At 67.4% G+C, this 18,063-nt stretch carries 17 protein-coding genes; 2 read left to right on the top strand and 15 right to left on the bottom strand.

What is annotated here, in order from left to right:
• Positions 1 to 6 precede the first annotated feature (6 nt).
• The 6 genes from Q5696_RS20725 to Q5696_RS20750 all read right to left on the bottom strand — a co-directional run bounded on the left by Q5696_RS20725 (position 7) and on the right by Q5696_RS20750 (position 6,687).
• Complete coding sequence (locus Q5696_RS20725; protein WP_305093120.1) at positions 7 to 702, bottom strand: TIGR00266 family protein; 696 nt, start codon at positions 700 to 702, stop codon at positions 7 to 9.
• A 296-nt stretch (positions 703 to 998) separates the two neighbouring features.
• Positions 999 to 2,738, bottom strand: coding sequence for a cutinase family protein (locus Q5696_RS20730; RefSeq protein ID WP_305093121.1), 1,740 nt, complete (start codon positions 2,736 to 2,738; stop codon positions 999 to 1,001).
• Between the two features lie 111 nt (positions 2,739 to 2,849).
• Entirely contained in the window at positions 2,850 to 4,145 is a 1,296-nt protein-coding gene (locus Q5696_RS20735; RefSeq protein WP_305093122.1) for an RNA polymerase sigma factor, read from the bottom strand.
• A 4-nt stretch (positions 4,146 to 4,149) separates the two neighbouring features.
• On the bottom strand, positions 4,150 to 4,572 hold the full coding sequence (locus Q5696_RS20740) for a YciI family protein (RefSeq protein WP_305093123.1): 423 nt from the start codon (positions 4,570 to 4,572) through the stop codon (positions 4,150 to 4,152).
• Positions 4,573 to 4,747: 175 nt separating this feature from the next.
• Positions 4,748 to 5,188 (bottom strand): hypothetical protein, encoded by a 441-nt coding sequence (locus tag Q5696_RS20745; protein ID WP_305093124.1) that lies wholly within the window; start codon positions 5,186 to 5,188, stop codon positions 4,748 to 4,750.
• Between the two features lie 50 nt (positions 5,189 to 5,238).
• On the bottom strand, positions 5,239 to 6,687 hold the full coding sequence (locus Q5696_RS20750) for a DUF6924 domain-containing protein (protein ID WP_305093125.1): 1,449 nt from the start codon (positions 6,685 to 6,687) through the stop codon (positions 5,239 to 5,241).
• Between the two features lie 148 nt (positions 6,688 to 6,835).
• Between Q5696_RS20750 and Q5696_RS20755 the strand changes: the two genes are divergently transcribed.
• Positions 6,836 to 7,762 (top strand): alpha/beta hydrolase, encoded by a 927-nt coding sequence (locus Q5696_RS20755; protein WP_305093126.1) that lies wholly within the window; start codon positions 6,836 to 6,838, stop codon positions 7,760 to 7,762.
• On the opposite strand, the gene Q5696_RS20760 is transcribed toward Q5696_RS20755, so the two are convergent.
• The 8 genes from Q5696_RS20760 to rpsF form a co-directional block, all read right to left on the bottom strand.
• Positions 7,740 to 10,058 carry an FdhF/YdeP family oxidoreductase gene (locus Q5696_RS20760; RefSeq protein WP_305093127.1) on the bottom strand — a complete coding sequence of 773 codons (2,319 nt, stop codon included), beginning with the start codon at positions 10,056 to 10,058 and terminating at the stop codon, positions 7,740 to 7,742. The two genes, Q5696_RS20755 and Q5696_RS20760, sit on opposite strands and share 23 nt — an antisense overlap.
• 12 nt (positions 10,059 to 10,070) lie before the next feature.
• Positions 10,071 to 11,159, bottom strand: coding sequence for an FUSC family protein (locus Q5696_RS20765; RefSeq protein ID WP_305093128.1), 1,089 nt, complete (start codon positions 11,157 to 11,159; stop codon positions 10,071 to 10,073).
• 154 nt (positions 11,160 to 11,313) lie between these two features.
• Positions 11,314 to 12,240: a LysR family transcriptional regulator gene (locus Q5696_RS20770; protein ID WP_305093129.1), complete on the bottom strand. Its 927-nt coding sequence runs from the start codon at positions 12,238 to 12,240 to the stop codon at positions 11,314 to 11,316.
• 33 nt (positions 12,241 to 12,273) lie between these two features.
• The gene (gene dnaB / locus Q5696_RS20775; RefSeq protein WP_305093130.1) at positions 12,274 to 13,662 is read right to left on the bottom strand and encodes a replicative DNA helicase; all 1,389 of its coding nucleotides are present in this window, start codon (positions 13,660 to 13,662) and stop codon (positions 12,274 to 12,276) included.
• 517 nt (positions 13,663 to 14,179) lie between these two features.
• Complete coding sequence (rplI, locus tag Q5696_RS20780; RefSeq protein ID WP_305093131.1) at positions 14,180 to 14,632, bottom strand: 50S ribosomal protein L9; 453 nt, start codon at positions 14,630 to 14,632, stop codon at positions 14,180 to 14,182.
• Positions 14,633 to 14,648: 16 nt separating this feature from the next.
• Complete coding sequence (gene rpsR, locus Q5696_RS20785; RefSeq protein WP_305093132.1) at positions 14,649 to 14,891, bottom strand: 30S ribosomal protein S18; 243 nt, start codon at positions 14,889 to 14,891, stop codon at positions 14,649 to 14,651.
• 40 nt (positions 14,892 to 14,931) lie between these two features.
• Positions 14,932 to 15,462, bottom strand: a complete 531-nt coding sequence (locus tag Q5696_RS20790) for a single-stranded DNA-binding protein (protein WP_305093133.1) — start codon at positions 15,460 to 15,462, stop codon at positions 14,932 to 14,934.
• A gap of 101 nt (positions 15,463 to 15,563) precedes the next feature.
• Positions 15,564 to 15,851, bottom strand: coding sequence for a 30S ribosomal protein S6 (gene rpsF, locus Q5696_RS20795; RefSeq protein WP_305093134.1), 288 nt, complete (start codon positions 15,849 to 15,851; stop codon positions 15,564 to 15,566).
• Between the two features lie 161 nt (positions 15,852 to 16,012).
• Between rpsF and Q5696_RS20800 the strand changes: the two genes are divergently transcribed.
• Positions 16,013 to 16,441 carry a DUF2752 domain-containing protein gene (locus Q5696_RS20800; RefSeq protein WP_305093135.1) on the top strand — a complete coding sequence of 143 codons (429 nt, stop codon included), beginning with the start codon at positions 16,013 to 16,015 and terminating at the stop codon, positions 16,439 to 16,441.
• Here Q5696_RS20800 and Q5696_RS20805 read toward each other — a convergent pair.
• Positions 16,430 to 18,058: a glycosyltransferase family 87 protein gene (locus Q5696_RS20805; protein WP_370654835.1), complete on the bottom strand. Its 1,629-nt coding sequence runs from the start codon at positions 18,056 to 18,058 to the stop codon at positions 16,430 to 16,432. The two genes, Q5696_RS20800 and Q5696_RS20805, sit on opposite strands and share 12 nt — an antisense overlap.
• Positions 18,059 to 18,063: the final 5 nt, after the last annotated feature.

Raw genomic sequence — 18,063 nt, forward strand, 5'->3', positions numbered from 1 at the left:
CCGCCGTCAGTCGCTGCTGCTGCCGGAACCACCGCTCGACGACGGCATCCGGGCGCGCAGCCAGTCGACGAGATCCGACGTGCTGCGGGTCTGCATCCACACCTGCCCGGGGCCGGTGAACTCGGTGACGATGCCCTCGCCGCCGAGGAAGAACGACTTCCAGCCGCCGGCCTTCTTGATGCGGTACCGGACGGTCTCGTCGAACGCGACGACATGCCCCGAATCGAGGGTCATCGTCTCCCCGTCGGACAGGACGATCGGCCGGATCGCACCGTAACTGGACAGCAGGATCTGCCCGTGCCCGCTGCACCGCAGCAGCACCAGTCCGGCACCGCTGAAGAACCCCTTCGCCCCACCCCACCGGGAGTCGACCTCGACCGTCGGATCCGACGCGAGCCAGCAGCCGGACTGGACCAGCAGCGCGGGCTCCCCGGTCACGGTGGTCTCGACGAGGTCGCCGGGCAGCGCACCCGCGACACCGACGATGCCGCCGTTCTCGCTGACGAAATCGTTGACGAAGAAGCTCGAACCGCCCAGGGACCGGCGCAGCCCCTTCATGAATCCACCCTTCGTCGAGGTGGTGATCGCGATATCGCCGCGCATCATCGCCATCGCCCCGGCCTCGACCCGCACCGAACCTCCCGGCGGCACATGGATTTCCGCGATCGCGAAGGCAGGTCCACAACTGATGTCGGTCTTCATGAGCATCCCTTCCGTGACGGGAACCGGGCATCAAGAAGATAGCGCCCGAACCGGTGCCGTGCCGGGTGGACACTCGAACCCACCGGACCGGGACCGGAGGATCCCTACGCCACCCCGGCGCTGTCACGGGGCAAATCCCCCTACACCCCGCCCCGCCACCGAACTAGCGTTCATCGTGTCGAACGGTTCGTCCGATCGATTCACGGTCCCCCGGACCCCCGACCTGGTGGGCCGTGTGCGGGCGGTGGTGCCGGACCCCTTCCGGTGCCACCGCCCGATCCCCTCGGGGATTCTTCCTATCCCGCCGGTGTGGGCGTGGACTCCGTCGTCGAATCGGTTCGGCTCTCCTTCGGAGCCGTCACAGTCTTCGGAGCCGTCACGGCCTTCGTGGTCGTCGTGGTGGTGACCGTGGTCGACGGCGGTGCCGGTACGGCCGTGCCCGACTCGGTGGCGGACGGCTCGGTGGCGGACGGTTCCGTCGTCCCGGTACCGGTGTCGTCGGATTCGGGTGTCCTCGTCTCCGGGTTCGTCGCCGGGTTCGCCGACTCCGTGCCGTCCGGCACTGCGGGGCCCGCTGCCGTCTCCGTCGGGGTGCCCGGCACGGCACTCGAGGACATCGCCTCGTCGAGCGCCGCCGACAGTTCCTCGGCGCTCGGCTTCGCCGCCGCGTCCACCTGCTTCCCGGCCTGCGCCTGCTGCGCGAGATGCGTCAGCCACGCCGCCGCATAGGCAGCCGACGTCAACGGCCGTCCATCGGTGGCGTCCCGCCAGTAGTCGAAGTGGTGGCCGACGCCCGGAGCCAGCGTCAACTGGTAGGGATCGTTCATGATCACCGGGATGGTGTTCGTGTTCGTCGTGATCAGCCCGACGACCTCCCGGAACAGTTTCTGCGGCAGGTAGGCCAGCGGGGACATCGTCTCGACGTCGATCGAATCCTTTCCGGCCGCAACGGGAGTGGTCGCCGATACGTCGGCCGCATCGGGAGACGGTGTCGTGGTGGGCCGCGTGTACGACGGATCCGACACCGTCAGCAGCACGTCGAGGAACGTCTCGTCGCTGCGCATCCAGTCCGGCTGCGCCTCGATGTGGGCGAACGCGTCGAGTGCGATCCGCGACAGTACGGTCGCGACGTCCATGCCTGTTGCCGGTGTCAACTGTTCCCGCTCGAGCGCATCGACATTCAGTTGCCGGCCCACGTTCACCACCAGCTGCAGCAACGAAATGTTCTGCGGTGCAGAGCAGGTGAGATCACCGTCGGAGCAGAACGACGCGATCCTGCCGTTCAGTGCCCCGAAGTCGGCGCCGCCGGTGTCCGGCAGTGCGCCCTGTCCGGGCACCGGATTCGTGCCGTCCTGATACTTCACGTCGAATCCGTCGGGGTTCGTGTACGGGTTCTCCGCCCCGGGGAACGGGCCCTGACCGTCGGCGCGACCGGCGTCGGCGAGGATGACGACACCGACGACGTTCGTGGGGTCGACGAGCCGGTACCCGCCGGTCTCGTCGGGCTCCTGGTGTCCGATGTTCATCGCGACCCGCCGGGCCACGTCCGCGCCCTCGCTGTAGCCGACGATCGCAAATGTCGTGTCCGGGCAGGAGGTTCGGATCGCCTGAATCACGGCCTCGGTGTTCGCGACACCGGTCGTCACCGCGTTCTCGTAGCTCGCCATGTCGGCCGGATAGGCGATGTACATCGCCGCATACGAACCCGGTTCCACCGCGGCGAGCGGCGCATTCGACGCCTCGTCGATCCACGAACTGACGTAGTCCTCCGCCGACGCCGCCGGCAGTTCGGCACCGTTCGCGTCGACGAGCATCTTCGTGGTGCCCGGCCGTGGTGTGTCGCCCCGGCCGGCGATCGACAGGGTCACCATGTCGTGGCAGTCGGTGGTGGACGCCGTCAGCTCGGTGTCGGCGGTGCGGGTCGGGGTGGACCACAACGCCCACGCCAGCACCACCAGCAGGGCCACCCCCAGCGCGATCGGTGTCGTCACCCGCACGGCGAGGCGGCCACGTATCGAAGATCCGCGAACAGTCATGTGCACTCCCCAAACCCGACTCACGGTCGACACCCGGTGAGACCCCCACACCACGCGTCACGTCACGGGGAACGTCGCCGCGCCGGCGGACGGTGTTACACCCGGGCCGGATCAGGGAGCGGGGAGCGACGCGCACTTCCGTTCGAGAATCACGCGTTCGCGGGTGTTCTCGGTGAGCTCCAGGGCCGCCGCGAACTCGGTGCGTGCCTCGTCGAAACGCCCGAGTCGGACGAGTAGTTCGGCGCGGGTCGCCGGCAGCATGCGGTAGCGGGCGAGTCGTCCGTCCGCGACGAGCCGGTCGACGATGTCGAGGGCGTCCTGCGGCCCGGACGCCATCGCCACCGCGGCGGCCCGGTTGAGATCGACCACCGGTGAGGGGGCCAGCCGCCCCAGTGCCTCGTACAGCACCACGATGCGTTCCCAGTCGGTGTCGTCGACGCCGGACGCCACCGCATGGCATTCGGCGATCGCGGCCTGCAGTGCGTAGGCACCCCGGCCGCGTCCCACCGCGTCCGCGCGGGCGAGCGCGGCCCGGCCCCGGGTGATCGCCCCACGGTCCCAGCGGCGGCGGTCCTGGTCGGCGAGCAGCACCGGATCGCCCGACGCATCGAGGCGGGCGGGGAACCGGGCGGCGGTGAGTTCGGTGAGCGCGACCAGACCGTGCACCTCGGGTTCGTCGGGTACCAGGCCCGCGAGCACACGTGCCAGTCGCATCGCTTCCCGGCACAGGTCCGGGCGCATCCAGTCGTCTCCGGCACTCGCCGCGTAGCCCTCGTTGAACACGAGGTACAGCACACCGAGAACGGCACCGAGTCGCGCACCGAACTCGGCGCGGTCGGGTGCCTCGAACGGCACCTTCGCGGCGGCGAGGGTCTTCTTCGCCCGCACGATCCGCTGCTGCACGGTGCTCGTCGGGACGAGGAAGGCGCGTGCGATCTCGTCGCTCGACAGGCCCCCGATCACCTTGAGCGTCAAAGCGACCCGCGCCTCCCGGGACAGCACCGGATGGCAGGCGACGAACATGAGCCGCAGGACGTCGTCGTCGATGCGGTCCGGATCCCAGGGCAGGTCGTCGGCACCGGACGCCGTGTCCCGCGCGAGGTCCTGCTCGAGGTCACGGGTGATCGTGGCGAGGCGGTCGTCGTAGCGTTCCCGGCGGCGCCACCCGTCGATCGCTTTCCGTTTCGCGACGGCCGTCAGCCAGGCGCCCGGGTTCGCCGGTATCCCCGATTCGGGCCACTGTGCCAGGGCGTCGGCCAGAGCGTCCTGCGCGAGATCCTCGGCCCGGCCGAAGTCGCCGACCGCCCGGGTGAGAGTGGCGACGATCCGGGCCGATTCGATCCGCCACACCGCGGCGACGGACCGGCGAACGGCCTCGCCCGGGTCCGTCCGCCGAGCCGTCACCACCGTCTCAGCCCTTACGGTTCTCGAGTTCCTCGCGCCAGCCCTCTTCCTTCTGGACCCATTCGTTGTCCTGCGGGAAATCCTCGACGCCCGTCACCCGCCGCACCTCGAGCTTCGTCCCCGGCCCGAGCGGCGCCCGCTTGGCCCACTCCGCAGCCTCCTCCTTCGAGGCGACCTCGAGGATCCAGAATCCGTTGAACAGTTCCTTGATCTCTCCATAAGGCCCGTCGGTGACCAGCGGCGTCTCGCTGGAAAAGTCGACGACGAAACCTTCCTCGGCGTCCGAGAGGCCCTCGCCGGCGAGGAGGACACCGGCCTTCATCATGGACTCGTTGTACCTGCCCATGTCCTCGATGATCTGCTCGAACGGGATGTCCTTCGAAGCCTCGATCGCCTCGTCGGTGACGCGCATGATCAGCATGTACTTCATCGGTTCACTCCTTCGTCTCCGGTCGCGGTTCGACCCTCTCACCCACTACGTCGAACGGGAAGACCACAGATCGACACACGCCGGAAATTATTTTTTCGAGAAGTGTTCGTCGAGCGTGGCGTGCATCGGTTCGGTGCGCGCCACCACCGGAACCCCGATCGCGAAGACCCCGTCGTCACCGGTGCCGCGGTCGGTGTCCTGACTGCACTCGTTTCCGGGGCAGTCGACGGCTGCTCAGGTACTCGTGTCCGAAGGCGAGTACGACGGCCGCCAACGCGATCGGAAGGTAGAAGAGATAGACATTCGCCGCGTAGTCGGAGGAGACGAAGCCGCGCAGCGACCCGAGCAGCAGCAGCCCGGCCGCAGTGCCCGCGACCCAACCGAACGGTGCCACCACCGGAAAGATGCACAGCAGCGCCGGGACCCCGAGTATGCCCACGGTCGCCGGACCGAAATAGTCGCGGATCGGTTGCTCGCACAACTCCATCGTGTAGAGCCCCGGAAGAAATTCGATCTCGCACGACGTGATCTGCAGCATCGACTCCCCCGCCACGAACCAGCCGAACGCCGCCGTGAGTGCGGCCAGAACGATCCAGCAGAGACGAGCGAGAGTCATTCGGCCACACTAGCGGTGGACGGTCGCCCGGCGACCCGCACGACCGAATATCAGAATCCTCGGTAGACCCCGTCGGCGCCGGCACTCTCGACGAAATCTTCGAAATCCATGTTCGCGAGGGCCAGGTTGTTCTCGATCGACCACATCTGGGACGGGATCACCCGCACCGTCTGCCCTCGCTCGGGGCTGAACTCTTCCGGACCGGTGTCGACAGCGAGAATCGGGTGCTCGGGGTCGGCAATCGTGACACGGTCGGCGAGAAAGACGTAGTACGGCAGATTGTCCCCGATCTTCTCGAGCAGATCGGAAATCGACAGACCGTCGTTCTCCGGGTGATCGATACAGGTCAGATTCGCGTAGAACGCGTCTTCGCCGCTGCCGCCACCACCCGGCGCGGTCACCGCGGACACGGTCGCACGCCAAGCTGCATCGTCACTGAAATCGGTTCGGACGAGCAGAGAGTCACCGCCTCGATCGCCGAGATGGTCGTCGAGTCGACGTCCGGTACCGAGTATCACCTGAAGTTCGGCGTCGGCCTTCTCTGCTGCTTCGAGGTCGAGGGCCGCACGAATCTGCTCCGGGGTCCCGGACGGCGGATCGGCCGGGACGATCGATTCGACGACCCGCGCACAGTCGTCGACACCGATCGGGGTGCGACTGCGAATCTCGTAGGTCCACGGCCCGACCGTTTTCCGGTAGCGCGAGGGCACGTGACTGTTCATCCAGTCGAGTTCGGGCTCGCCGATCTCGGTGAGCCACTGCAGCACAGTGATCCCCTCGGACCGGAGATGCACCTGCAGATCCAGAGCGCCCGTACGCGGATCGCCGTCGCTCGGATGGGACTCGATGGTGCCGGGCAGCCAGGTGATCTGTGGTCGCGGCATCTGCGCCAGTGCTGCCGCCTTCTGTTCGTGCTCGCGCTGCACCGACGAGACGAAACGGTCCGATTCCTCCCGGGTCGGGCCGGCCCACAGGAACAGACCGGGATCGAAATCCTCGTCGAGGACGGGGTCGGACAGCTCCATCACCCGAGTAGCTGTGGACTTCGACAGGGCCACACCGCAGTCCGCGTCGATGACGTACGTGACCTCGGCGCCGGATTCCTCCTCGACGAACCAAACCTCCCACCCGGGCCGACCGTGCACTGTCGCCGGCCGCGGCGCGCTCACCGGCCGCAGCCGCAGGGGCACCCCTCGTTGTTCCAGCGGCCACAGCGAGTACGCCTGCAACAGTTGTTCCGGCGCCTCACCGACAGTCGCGACGATCCGGTTGCGCGATTTCGCAGAATGCACCATCACACCGTCCTCGTCGCGACGGTACTCGTCGGTGGCGTTCTCGATGTAGGTCACGTCGCCCGCAGCATCCTCGATCCGCCACGATGCCGGTGGACGGAACCAGACCCGGCCGGACCGGGCCCCGTCGACCCACGTCTCGGCGCGGACGGCCCGCCCCATCGTCCCGAAGTTCGTCCCTCGTACCTGCGCCCATGACAACGACATTCACTCACCATAGGTGTCCTGTCCGACACGAACCGGACGGAACGACCCGTCGTCGGTTCCGCTTCCACACCGAGTAGTGGCGGGACGGGCCACGAGCCCTCCCCCACCCCGCTACCCTCGTGTCGCAACCCGACTGCGAGGAGAGCACGTGCGATTCACACTGGACAGCCTCGTGGTCGACGTGCCGGCCGGGCAGGTCGAGGAGGCGCAGTCGTTCTACCGTGCCCGCAGAACCGGACGCGGCCCCGCCTCGTTCGAGGAATTGCAGCAGGTGCGGGCGAAGACTCCCCCACCGTCGCCCGCCGAGCCGCCGGCACTCGAGGAGACCGTCGAATTCGCGGGCGCCCGGGTACCGGTGCGGATCTGCCTTCCCACCGAGGGCCCGGTGGACGGCGTGTACCTCGACATCCACGGCGGCGGCTTCTACATGGGTTCCGCGGCGCAGGACGACGTCCGCAACCGCGCCCTCGCGGACGCCCTGCGGATGGCGGTCGTGAGTGTCGACTACCGGCTCGCACCCGAGCATCCGTGGCCGGCCGCGCCCGACGACTGCGAGACGGTGGCACTGTGGCTCGTCGAGAACACCGGCCCCCGATTCGGGTCGGTGCGGCTGGCGGTCGGTGGACGGTCGGCAGGAGCCACGCTCACCCTGACGACACTGCTGCGCCTGCGGGACAGGGGAATGGCAGACCGATTCCTCGGTGCCACACTGCAATTCGGCACCTATGACATCAGTGCACAGACCCCGGCGGGGCGTCGGATCGCCGACGAATACTTCATCGAGGCCTACGCCGGACACGTCGACGACCGCACCGCCGCCGACCTGTCACCGATCTACGGCGACCTCCACGGTCTGCCTCCGACACTGCTGGTCGTCGGCGCCGACGACATCCTTCTGGAAGACAATCTCGCGATGGCCGGACGCCTGACCGCCGCCGGAAACGACATCGAACTACGGGTCTATCCCGAAGCACCCCACGGGTTCACCGGCCACCCCACCGCGCTCGCCCGGACCGCTCGTGCCGGCGTCGAGGCCTGGCTGCGCGAACGAGTCAGGCACTCGGGCACACGGTGACCTTCACGTTCTTCATCAGGGGCTGGTCGCTCTGTGTACTGAAGTCTCCGATGGCGCACAGCACGTTCATCTCCGGCATGTATCCGGCAGCATTACCGCGGGGAATGTCGTACGGAATTGCGGTGTAGCCGTTGAGGTTCCGGGTGGTTCCGTCGCGGGCGATACTGGTGATGTCGACGTGGCCGAAGTCGCGGATGCCGCGCTCGCGCATGTCGTCAGCGTTCATGAAGATCAGCGTGCGCATGTTCTCGACACCACGGTAGCGGTCGTTGTTCGAGTAGATCGTGGTGTTCCACTGGTCGTGCGACCGCATGGTGCCGAGCGTCAGGTGCCCGTCGACCGGCACCACGTCCGGTAGTGCGGCGGTGGAGAATTCCGCACGCCCGGACGCCGTGTCGAAAACCAGTTCACGAGCGGGCTGACGGATGCGGAATCCCAACGGGAGACGCACCCGCCGATTGAAGTCCTCGAACCCGTCCAGGACCCGCGACATGGTGTCGCGGATCCTGTCGTAGTCCTGGACGTACCACTCCCACGGGGTGGCGCTGTCGGGCAGCGCGGCCCGGGCGATACCGGCGATGATCGCGGGTTCCGACAACAGGTGTGGTGATGCCGGGCGTTTCATGCCGACGGACAGGTGCACCATGCTCATCGAATCCTCGACCGACGTCGACTGCACACCACCCACCTGCTCGTCCTTCTCGGTGCGGCCGAGGCAGGGCAGGATCAACGCGTCCCGTCCATGCACGAGATGACTGCGGTTGAGCTTGGTGCTGACGTGCACCGTCATCCGGCACTTCCGCAGTGCCGCACAGGTATACGCCGTGTCCGGGGCGGCGAGCGCGAAGTTGCCGCCCATTCCGACGAACACCTGCACCTCGCCACGATGCATGGCTTCGATGGTGCCGACGGTGTCCAGTCCATGGGCGCGCGGCGGGTCGATCTCGCAGACGTCCGCGAGCCGGTCCAGGAACTGGCGGCCGGGACGATGGTCGATGCCACAGGTGCGGTTTCCCTGCACGTTGCTGTGGCCGCGCACCGGTGACGGGCCGGCGCCTTCCCGACCGATGTTCCCTCGCAACAGCAGCAGATTGACGATCTCGCGGACCGTGTCGACGCCGTGATCGTGCTGGGTGACACCCAGGCACCAGCTGATGATGCTCCGGTCCGCCCGGCAATAGACCTGCGCGGCCTTCCGGATGTCGGCGCGTCCGACCCCGGACTGGTGCTCGATCTCCTCCCAGGAGGTCGCCTCGCACAGGTCCCGATACTCCGCGAACCCGGTCGTGTGGCGTTCGACGAACTCGAGGTCGACCGCCTTCGGATCGGTGCGGGCGGTGTCGAACACCGCCTTGGACATGCCCCGCAGCAGTGCCATGTCGCCGCCGATGCGCGGCTGCAGGTTCAGGCTGCTGGTGGGGGTGGCCCGGAACGTCGCCATGGCGGAGAAGTCGTGCGGAATGATCGCGCGACGCGCCGCGGCCTCGACGAGGGGATTGATGTGCACGATCCGGGCACCGCGCTTGTGCGCCTCGACGAGCGAGGTCAGCATGCGCGGCGCGTTCGACGCGGCATTGACACCCATGACGAACAGGGCGTCCGTGACCCCCCAGTCCGCGAGATCGACGGTGCCCTTACCCGTCCCCAATGCCGCTTTCAGGGCGCGACCGCTCGCCTCGTGGCACATGTTCGAACAGTCCGGGAGATTGTTCGTGCCGAGTTCCCGGGCCAGCAACTGGTACAGGAACGTGGCCTCGTTGCCGAGCCGGCCCGAGGTGTAGAACGCCGCCCGATCGGGGGTGTCGAGTTCCCGCAGCGTCGTACCGATGTGGTCGAAGGCGTCACGCCAGCTGATCGGCAAATAGCGGTCGGTGGCCGCGTCGTACCGCATCGGCTCGGTCAACCGGCCCTGCGCCTCGAGCGCGGCATCCGTCCACTCCGACAACTCCGACACGGTGTGGGCGGCGAAGAACTCACGCCCGACCCGCTTGTGGGTCATCTCCCAAGTGACGTGCTTGATCCCGTTCTCACAGATGTCCAGGTGCAGGCCCTTCAGGTCGTCCGGCCAAGCGCACCCCGGGCAGTCGAATCCACCGTTCTCGTGGTTCATCCGCATGATGGCCCGTGGGCCGTCGACGAACTCGCCTTCCCGCGAGAGGAACCGGCTCACACTCTTCGCCGCACCCCAGCCCGCAGCCGGATGGTGGTAGGGCCGGAACCGGAAACCATCGCTCCCGGACCCGCTGCTCCCGGTGGCCGGCGCTTCGTTCGAATCGTCCCGATCGGATACCGTCATCGCGACAAGCTCCTAAAGACTTGGAACACAGCGTGATCCGACCAGTCTACGACGATCACCGCTTCCGCCCGGGTGGAAGTCCGGATCCGTTCCGCGGGCACGTCCCCGGATCGCGAACGCGGCGACGACACCGGCGGTCACCCCGATCAGAGTGTCGATCCCACGGGCCACGACGAGTTCCGACGGTACGGACGGCGCCGCGAGATCGGTCATCACCATGATCAACGGGGTGAAGAACCCGAGCGCGAGCGCATAGTTGCGGGCCATGAACAGTTCCGTGGGAAACAGCAGCACCATCACGCAGACCGCCAGCACGGTGGGACTCGGGTGCAGGACGAGGATCGAGGCGGTCACGATCAGCCCGACGAAAGTGCCGGCCAGCCGGTGGAGACCCCGGTGGACGCAACCCGGCGGGTCCGCCGCGACGAGCGGCACCGCAGCCGCGGCCATGGCCCAGTTGGCGTGGTCGACGCCGAGCAGGACCCCGGCAGTGCCCGCAACCCCGATCGCCGTCACATAGCGACCGGCGTGGACCAGCGAACCCGCCCACTGCGGTCGCTGCGGCACCACCGCCCGGGTTCGCTGCACGCACCCCGGATACAAGGTGCCGACCGACCCCAACAGCAGACAGAACAGTGCGGTCGCCGCGCAGATCGCCACCGCCACCCACGGGGCGACCCCACCCGCCGGAATGGTGGCGACCGCACCGAGCGCGAAGATGCCGTAGAACGGGCCGGCCGGTTCGAGCCCGAACAGGTCCGCCACCACGGACACCACCCCGGCGAAACCCACCTCGGTGACCACGAGGATCCACGACGGCGCCCCGAGAGCGGACAGCGTCACGCCCACCCCGACACCGGTCACCAGGATCGTCGCCGCCCGAGCCTGCCGGGTGAGGCGACTGCGCAGGCCGTCGGCGCGACCGTACATGCCGGTGAAGGCACCGAAAACCGCATAGATGATCAGGTCGGGACGCCCACTCACCGACAACACGATCCCGGGAACCGCCAGACCGAGGGCAACCCTCAGGGCCGGCAGATGGTCGGCGGTGGCGGGGCCGACGGTGACGAGCGCCCGCGCATGCGCCCTGATTCCGTGCATGGAGGCTCTCCGATCGCGGCAGTGCGGACAGTGCCGATCGACGATCGACGAAACAACCGGGGCGACAGGCGCACAACCGGCACGAATCAAGATTCCGGCACCGCGACCACACACGTCAAAGCGGTAGTTCCGACGACCTGATCGGCGCCGCCTATCACCGGTGTTCGGGGTCCTCGCCGACACGATCGAGAACGGCCTCCGCATCGGTGTGCCGGGCAATGTCCGCGAGAGCACGGGCCATGACCGATCCGGGTTCACCGGCAGTGGCGACCAGGCCGACGCGTGCCGTCCGAACCGGCTCGATCAACGGTGTCATCCGCAGGCCGGGTGGCAGACCCAACACGTGCACCCACGCGCGCGGGACGATGCCGGCCCACCGCCCGGTCCGTACGTGCGCGTAGAGCGATGCCAGCGAGTCGGTTTCCACCTCGGGTTCCGGCTGCACGCCGACCTCCGCGAACACCGCGTCCAGCACCCGACGCCCCTGCATCTCCGGCCCCAGAAGACACAACGGCAACCTGGACGCCTCCGACCACGACACACCGTCCACGGGAACCGGCATGTCCGCGGCAGCGAGCAGCACGTACCGCTCCCGATAGAGCGGGACGACCCGGAACCCCGACTCGGGAACCGTATCGAGGTAGGTGATGCCGGCATCGAGTTCGAAGTTCCGCAGCCGGGCGAGGATGTCGCCCGACTGCAGATCGGAGGCCACCTGCACCGTCACCAACGGATGCTCGGCACAGAACTGCTCAGTCAGCAGCGGCACCACCGGGGCGGCGGTGGGCACCACACCGATACGCAGTTGCCCGCTCAAACCGGTTCGCAACGCACCGACTTCATGCTTCAACGCGTCCCGGTCGGCAAGAATCCTCCTCGCCCACAACACGATTCGCTCACCCTCCGGGGTGAGGCCCTCATATTTGCGGCCCCGCCGGACCAACGGCACATCGAGTTCCTTCTCGAGTTTGCGCAACGCCTCGGACAACGCCGGCTGCGACACGAAGCACGCCTGTGCGGCACGTGCGAAATGCCGCTCACGCGAAAGGGCCACGAGGTACTCGAGCTGACGGAAGAGCATCCACCAGATGTACCCGACGGGCCGCCCCTCGAACTACCCCCGCGCCATGTCCACGAACCGCGAGTAGTGCAGCTGGTGGGCGACGGTGATGTTCGCGGTCGGACCGCCACGGTGCTTGCCGAGAATGATGTCGGCCTCGCCGCCGCGGGGGTCGTCGCGTTCGATGGCGTCGGGTCGGTGCAGCAGCATGACCATGTCGGCGTCCTGCTCGAGCGAGCCCGACTCACGTAGATCGGACACCTGGGGGCGTTTGTCGGTGCGCTGTTCGGGGCCACGGTTGAGCTGCGAGATCGCGACGACCGGCACCTCGAGTTCCTTCGCGAGCAGTTTGATGTTTCGGGAGAACTCGGAGACTTCCTGCTGCCGGGATTCGACCTTCTTACCGGACGTCATCAGCTGCATGTAGTCGATGACGATCAGCTTGATGTCGTGTTTCTGCTTGAGCCGGCGGGCCTTCGCCCGGATCTCCATCATCGTCAGGTTGGGGGAGTCGTCGATGAACAGCGGCGCCTCGCTGATCTCACTCATCCGCCGCGCCAGCCGCGTCCAGTCGTCGTCGGTCATCCGACCCGACCGCATGTCGGCGAGTTTGATCTTCGCTTCCGCCGACAGAATGCGCATGACGATTTCCGTCTTGCTCATTTCCAGCGAGAAAATAACGCTCGCCAAACCATGTTTAATGGAACATGAGCGCATAAAATCCATAGCGATCGTCGATTTGCCGACGCCAGGTCTCGCCGCCACGATAATCATCTGACCTGGGTGAAGTCCGTTGGTGACCTCGTCGAGTTCGCTGAACCCGGTGGGCACGCCGAGGGAGATTCCGCCGCGACTGGCGATGGAGTCGATTTCGTCCATCGTGGGCTGCAGCAGTTCTTCGAGGGGCATGAAATCTTCGGTGGTGCGTCGTTCGGTGACCTCGAAGATTTCGGCTTGCGCGCGGTCCACCACCTCGGCGACGTCCTGTCCGTCGGAGCCCGCGTAGCCGTACTGGACGATGCGGGTGCCGGCGTCGACGAGGCGGCGCAGCACAGACTTCTCGGCGACGATCTCCGCGTAGAACGCGGCGTTCGCGGCCGTCGGGACCGTCTGGGTGAGCGTCACCAGGTAGGGGGCACCACCGATGCGCCGGAGGTCGCCGCGACGCTCGAGTTCCGCGGACACCGTCACCGGGTCGGCCGGCTCGCCGCGGCCGTACAGGTCGAGGATCGCGTCGTACACCGACTGGTGGGCGGGGCGGTAGAAGTCGCCTGGTCGCAGTACCTCGAGCACGTCGGCGATCGCGTCCTTGCTCAGCAGCATGCCGCCGAGGACGGACTGCTCGGCAACCATGTCGTGCGGGGGCTGCCGACCGAACTCCTCGCTCGGCTCCTCGGGCGGTTCCGGGTATTCGGAACGGCCACGATCATCCACAACAGCCACGCGACCGCCTTCCCGAAACGAGTGCTCCGACGGGTACGCGGTCTCCCACGCTGCCGTCGTGTCCACTCTGTTTGTACTCGCATGCTCCGACAATCCGAGCCCACCGCAGAGGCTGCTGGAGACACACGCTCGCGACGACGTTAGGGGGTGAAGAAGCCTCCCGCAAACCTACCTGTGCACAAACCTGTGGATGAATTGGGGACGCGGGCGGCTCAGGTGTTAACCGGTCGGCGTCATCTGTGGACAAGTTGGGGACAGTCTGGGGACAGACGAAAATCACAGCTGAGAACATGCAGGTAGGGCCTTGTTTTTTCACGCACAGCCCTGTGGATGAATTCCTTCCCGGCGTGTCGCGTGGATGTACGGAATGGGTGTGTCCGGCGAACAGAGCCCGAACATCACCGTGGTCCGGGTTACAAAACTGCCGTGACGTGGCGAATTCATCCACAGCCCGTCCCCAGGCATGCGGAAGGCCCCGGGGACACTGTCCACGGGGCCTTCCGGGCGAACGGGTCGACTAGGCGGCGACGACGTTCAGGTGGAACTTGGCGGCAACCTCGGGGTGCAGGTTGACCACGATCTGGTGCTTGCCGGTGGCCTTGATGTGCGCCTTCGGCAGCTCCAGGCTGCGCTTGTCGACGGCCGGGCCGCCGGCAGCCTTGATGGCGCCCGCGACGTCGGCAGCGGTGACGGAACCGAACAGCTTGCCGGCGTCGGAGGTCTTCACCGACAGCGACACACCCTCGAGACCCTCGATGGCAGCCTTCAGCTCCTTGGCATGATCGAGACCACGGACCGCGCGAGCCTCCTGGGCGCGACGGATGCCCTCGACCTGCTTCTGGGCGCCACGGGTGGCAACGATGGCCAGGCCGCGGGGGAGCAGGTAGTTACGGCCGTAGCCGTCCTTGACATCGACGGTGTCGCCGGGCGCACCGAGGTTGTCCACATCAGCGGTGAGGATCAGCTTCATGTCGTCCTCCCTTTCCTTAGCGAGCCGTCGAGACGTAAGGCAGCAGCGCCACCTCACGCGAGTTCTTCACGGCGACCGCGATGTCCCGCTGATGCTGGACGCAGTTGCCGGTGACACGGCGGGCACGGATCTTGCCCCGGTCGCTGACGTACTTACGCAGCAGCGTCGTGTCCTTGTAGTCGATCTGCGTGTTCTTTTCCTTGCAGAACGTGCAGACCTTCTTCTTCATAACCTTGTCGCGCAGCGGCGCCTTCGGCATGTCTATCTCCGTTTTCTGGATGTTCCGATCGAGGTACGGATCAGAACGGCGGTTCGTCGTCCATGCCCTGGGAGCCTCCGAAGGAGCCCGCTTGAGGTGCGGTGCCCCACGGATCGTCTCCGCCCTGGCTGAAATTGTTGTTGGACGCCGGACGGCCGCCGCCGGATCCGCCGGAGGAGCCACCGAAGCCGCCCCCGCCACCACCACGGCTGACCTTGTTGATCTTTGCCGTGGCGTATCGGAGCGAGGGGCCGATCTCGTCGACCTCGAGCTCGACGACAGTACGCTTCTCGCCTTCGCGAGTCTCGTACGAACGCTGCTTGAGCCGTCCGCTCACGATCACTCGCGAGCCGCGGGTCAAGCTCTCCGCCACGTTCTCCGCTGCCTCACGCCAGATGTTGCAGCGCAAGAACAGGGCCTCGCCGTCCTTCCATTCGTTGGACTGACGGTCGAAGACGCGGGGAGTGGACGCGACCGTGAAGTTCGCGACCGCGGCACCCGCGGGGGTGAAACGGAGTTCGGGGTCAGCCGTCAGGTTTCCGATGACGGTGATGACGGTGTCGCCTGCCATGTGGTTCCTCCTGCAGTGTGGGGAGTTCCTGTTGTTCCAGAGCCTAGGTGCCGATACCGACATCGGTACCGACGAATCCCCGGGCCGGGATCAGACGGGAATCACTTGCCGTGGCGCAGGACCTTCGTACGCAGCACCGACTCGTTCAGACCCAGCTGACGGTCGAGCTCGTTGACGGTGGCCGGCTCGGCAGTGAGGTCGATGACCGCGTAGATGCCTTCGCTGTGCTTGGCGATCTCGTACGCGAGACGACGCTTACCCCAGACGTCGACCTTGTCGACACTGCCGCCGTCCTTACGGACGACATTGAGGAACGTATCCAGCGACGGGGCGACAGTGCGCTCGTCCAGGCTGGGGTCCAGGATGACCATCAGTTCGTAATGACGCATAAGACCTCATCACCTCCTATGGACTGTGAATCGGCCACGGACTGTCCGTGGCAGGAGGGTCGTTGCGTCAGCAACCTTTGCAGGGTACACGAGCGGCCTGTGACCTGCGAAATTGATCTGCGGAACCATCGTGCGGCCCTCGGCCCGCCTACGCTCGGGGAATGGTGACCGGGACCGACGATCGACCGCTCACGCGGCGCCTCGTCGCGCCCGGGGCCGTCGCTGCGGCAGCGGTCGCGGTGTGCGGATTCGTCGTGTGGGCCGACCCGACGACCCCGGGTGGCGTGATCCCGGTGTGCCCGACGAAGGCGCTGTTCGGGATCGACTGCCCGGGCTGCGGCAGCACCCGCATGCTGTACGCGCTCCTGCATCTCGACGTTCCGGCGGCGCTGCGGTTCAACGCTGTCGGGGTGGCTGCCGTCGTCCTCGCCGTCGCGGGCTACACGGTCTGGACGTGGGGCCGGGCCCGGGGGCGGCCCGCCCGAATGCTCCGCGGCCGGTGGCTGCCGATCACCGCACTGGCCGTCACCGTCGTCTGGTTCGTGGTGCGCAACATTCCGGTCGCACCGTTCACGGCGCTACGGGTGTGACGCGACAGTCGCCCGCCGCGGATCGTCCCGCACGGCCTCCCGCGGCCGCAGCCACGACGGCAGCCAGCGCGGGGGTGCGTCGTCGGCCTGGTCGAGGACGCCGCCGACGGGGTCGTCGATGAAACCGAACCGGACCAGGTCCTCGGCGGGCCGGTAGATCTGCCGCAGCACCAGCACGCACAGTGCGATCACGGCGAGGTCCCGGACGGCGACGGTGGCGGTGAACCACTGTTCGGGCAGGCCCTTGTTGGCGACGCCGAGGTAGTACATCATCCGCGGCACCCAGACGAAGGCGTCGATCGTCATCCACGCCAGCAGGATCCGGCGGTGGGGGAGTGCGAGCACGGCGAGCGGCACCAGCCACAGCGAGTACTGCGGACTCCATACCTTGTTGGTGAGCAGGAATCCGGCGACCAGCAGGAAACACAGCTGCGCGACCCGGGGCCGGCGCGGCGCGGTCAGCGCGACCCAGCCGATGCCGGCGCACACCGCGACGAACGCCACCAGCGATACCGCGTTGAGGACGCTCGGGGCCTCGCCGGGGGCGAGGGGGCCGTCGAATCCGGCCCATCCGGTGAACGACGAGACCACGTTGTAGATCGAGTCCGGGTCGGCGACCCGGTCGGAGTTGAGCCGGAAGAACTCGGCCCAGCCGCGCGGGAACAGCAGCGCGACGGGCAGATTCACCACCAGCCACGCGCCGGCCGCGCCCAGCAGGGTCTGCGTCCAGGCCCGCATCCGTCCGGCCCGCAGACACAGCACGAGCAGCGGTCCGAGCAGCATCAGCGGATACAGTTTCGCGGCACCGCCGAGGCCGAGCAGGACACCGGCGAGCACAGGGCGTTTCCGCGACCAGGCGAGCAGGCCGCCGGCGGCGAACGCGGTGGCGAGCGGATCGAAGTTCGTGAACGCGTGCACGATCACCAGCGGTGAGCAGGCGATGAGCGCCGCGTCCCACACTCGGCGTCCCGCCAGCAGGGTGCTCGCCCACACCGTGATCAGCCAGGCCAGCGCCAACCCGAACGCGACGACGTTGAAGTAGATCGCCACCTGGAGGCCACCCGGCAACCACGGGGTGGCGTGCCAGGCTTTCGCGACGATCATCGAGCCGTACTGGTACAGCCCGGACAGCACCGGGTATTCCATGTAGCGGCGCTGCACGGACCCGTCGGGCCGCGGTTCCTCCCACCACTTCTTGTAGGGGAACGCGCCCTCGTCGAGGTGTTCGGCACCGTACAGCGGCACGGTGTCCGAGTAACACATCGCGACGTACTGCCGGTTGCCGCTCCAGTCCAGTCCGAGCGCGCCGTCCGAGCCGACGGGACCCTGCTGGATACAGGCGGCCTTGGTGAACCAGCCGAAACTGAGGAACACGATCGCCAGCAGCAGGATCACCCGCATCGGGGTGAAGAACCGGGTGCGGCCGATCAGTGCGTGCCGGCCGACCGGGCCGCCGATCGTCGACGTCAACTGTGCGGTCAGCGGATCGGTGCGGCCGGGGACGTCCCGCCAGTCCGCGGAACGCCGATCGGCGGCGAGGGGTGCCGGGGACACCCACTCGCCGCCGTCTCGGGTGCTCGACCCGCCGGTCGGCTCACCCGCTGCGCTTCCGGTCACCCCGC

The organism is Prescottella sp. R16 (assembly GCF_030656875.1).
Taxonomy (GTDB): Bacteria; Actinomycetota; Actinomycetes; order Mycobacteriales; family Mycobacteriaceae; genus Prescottella.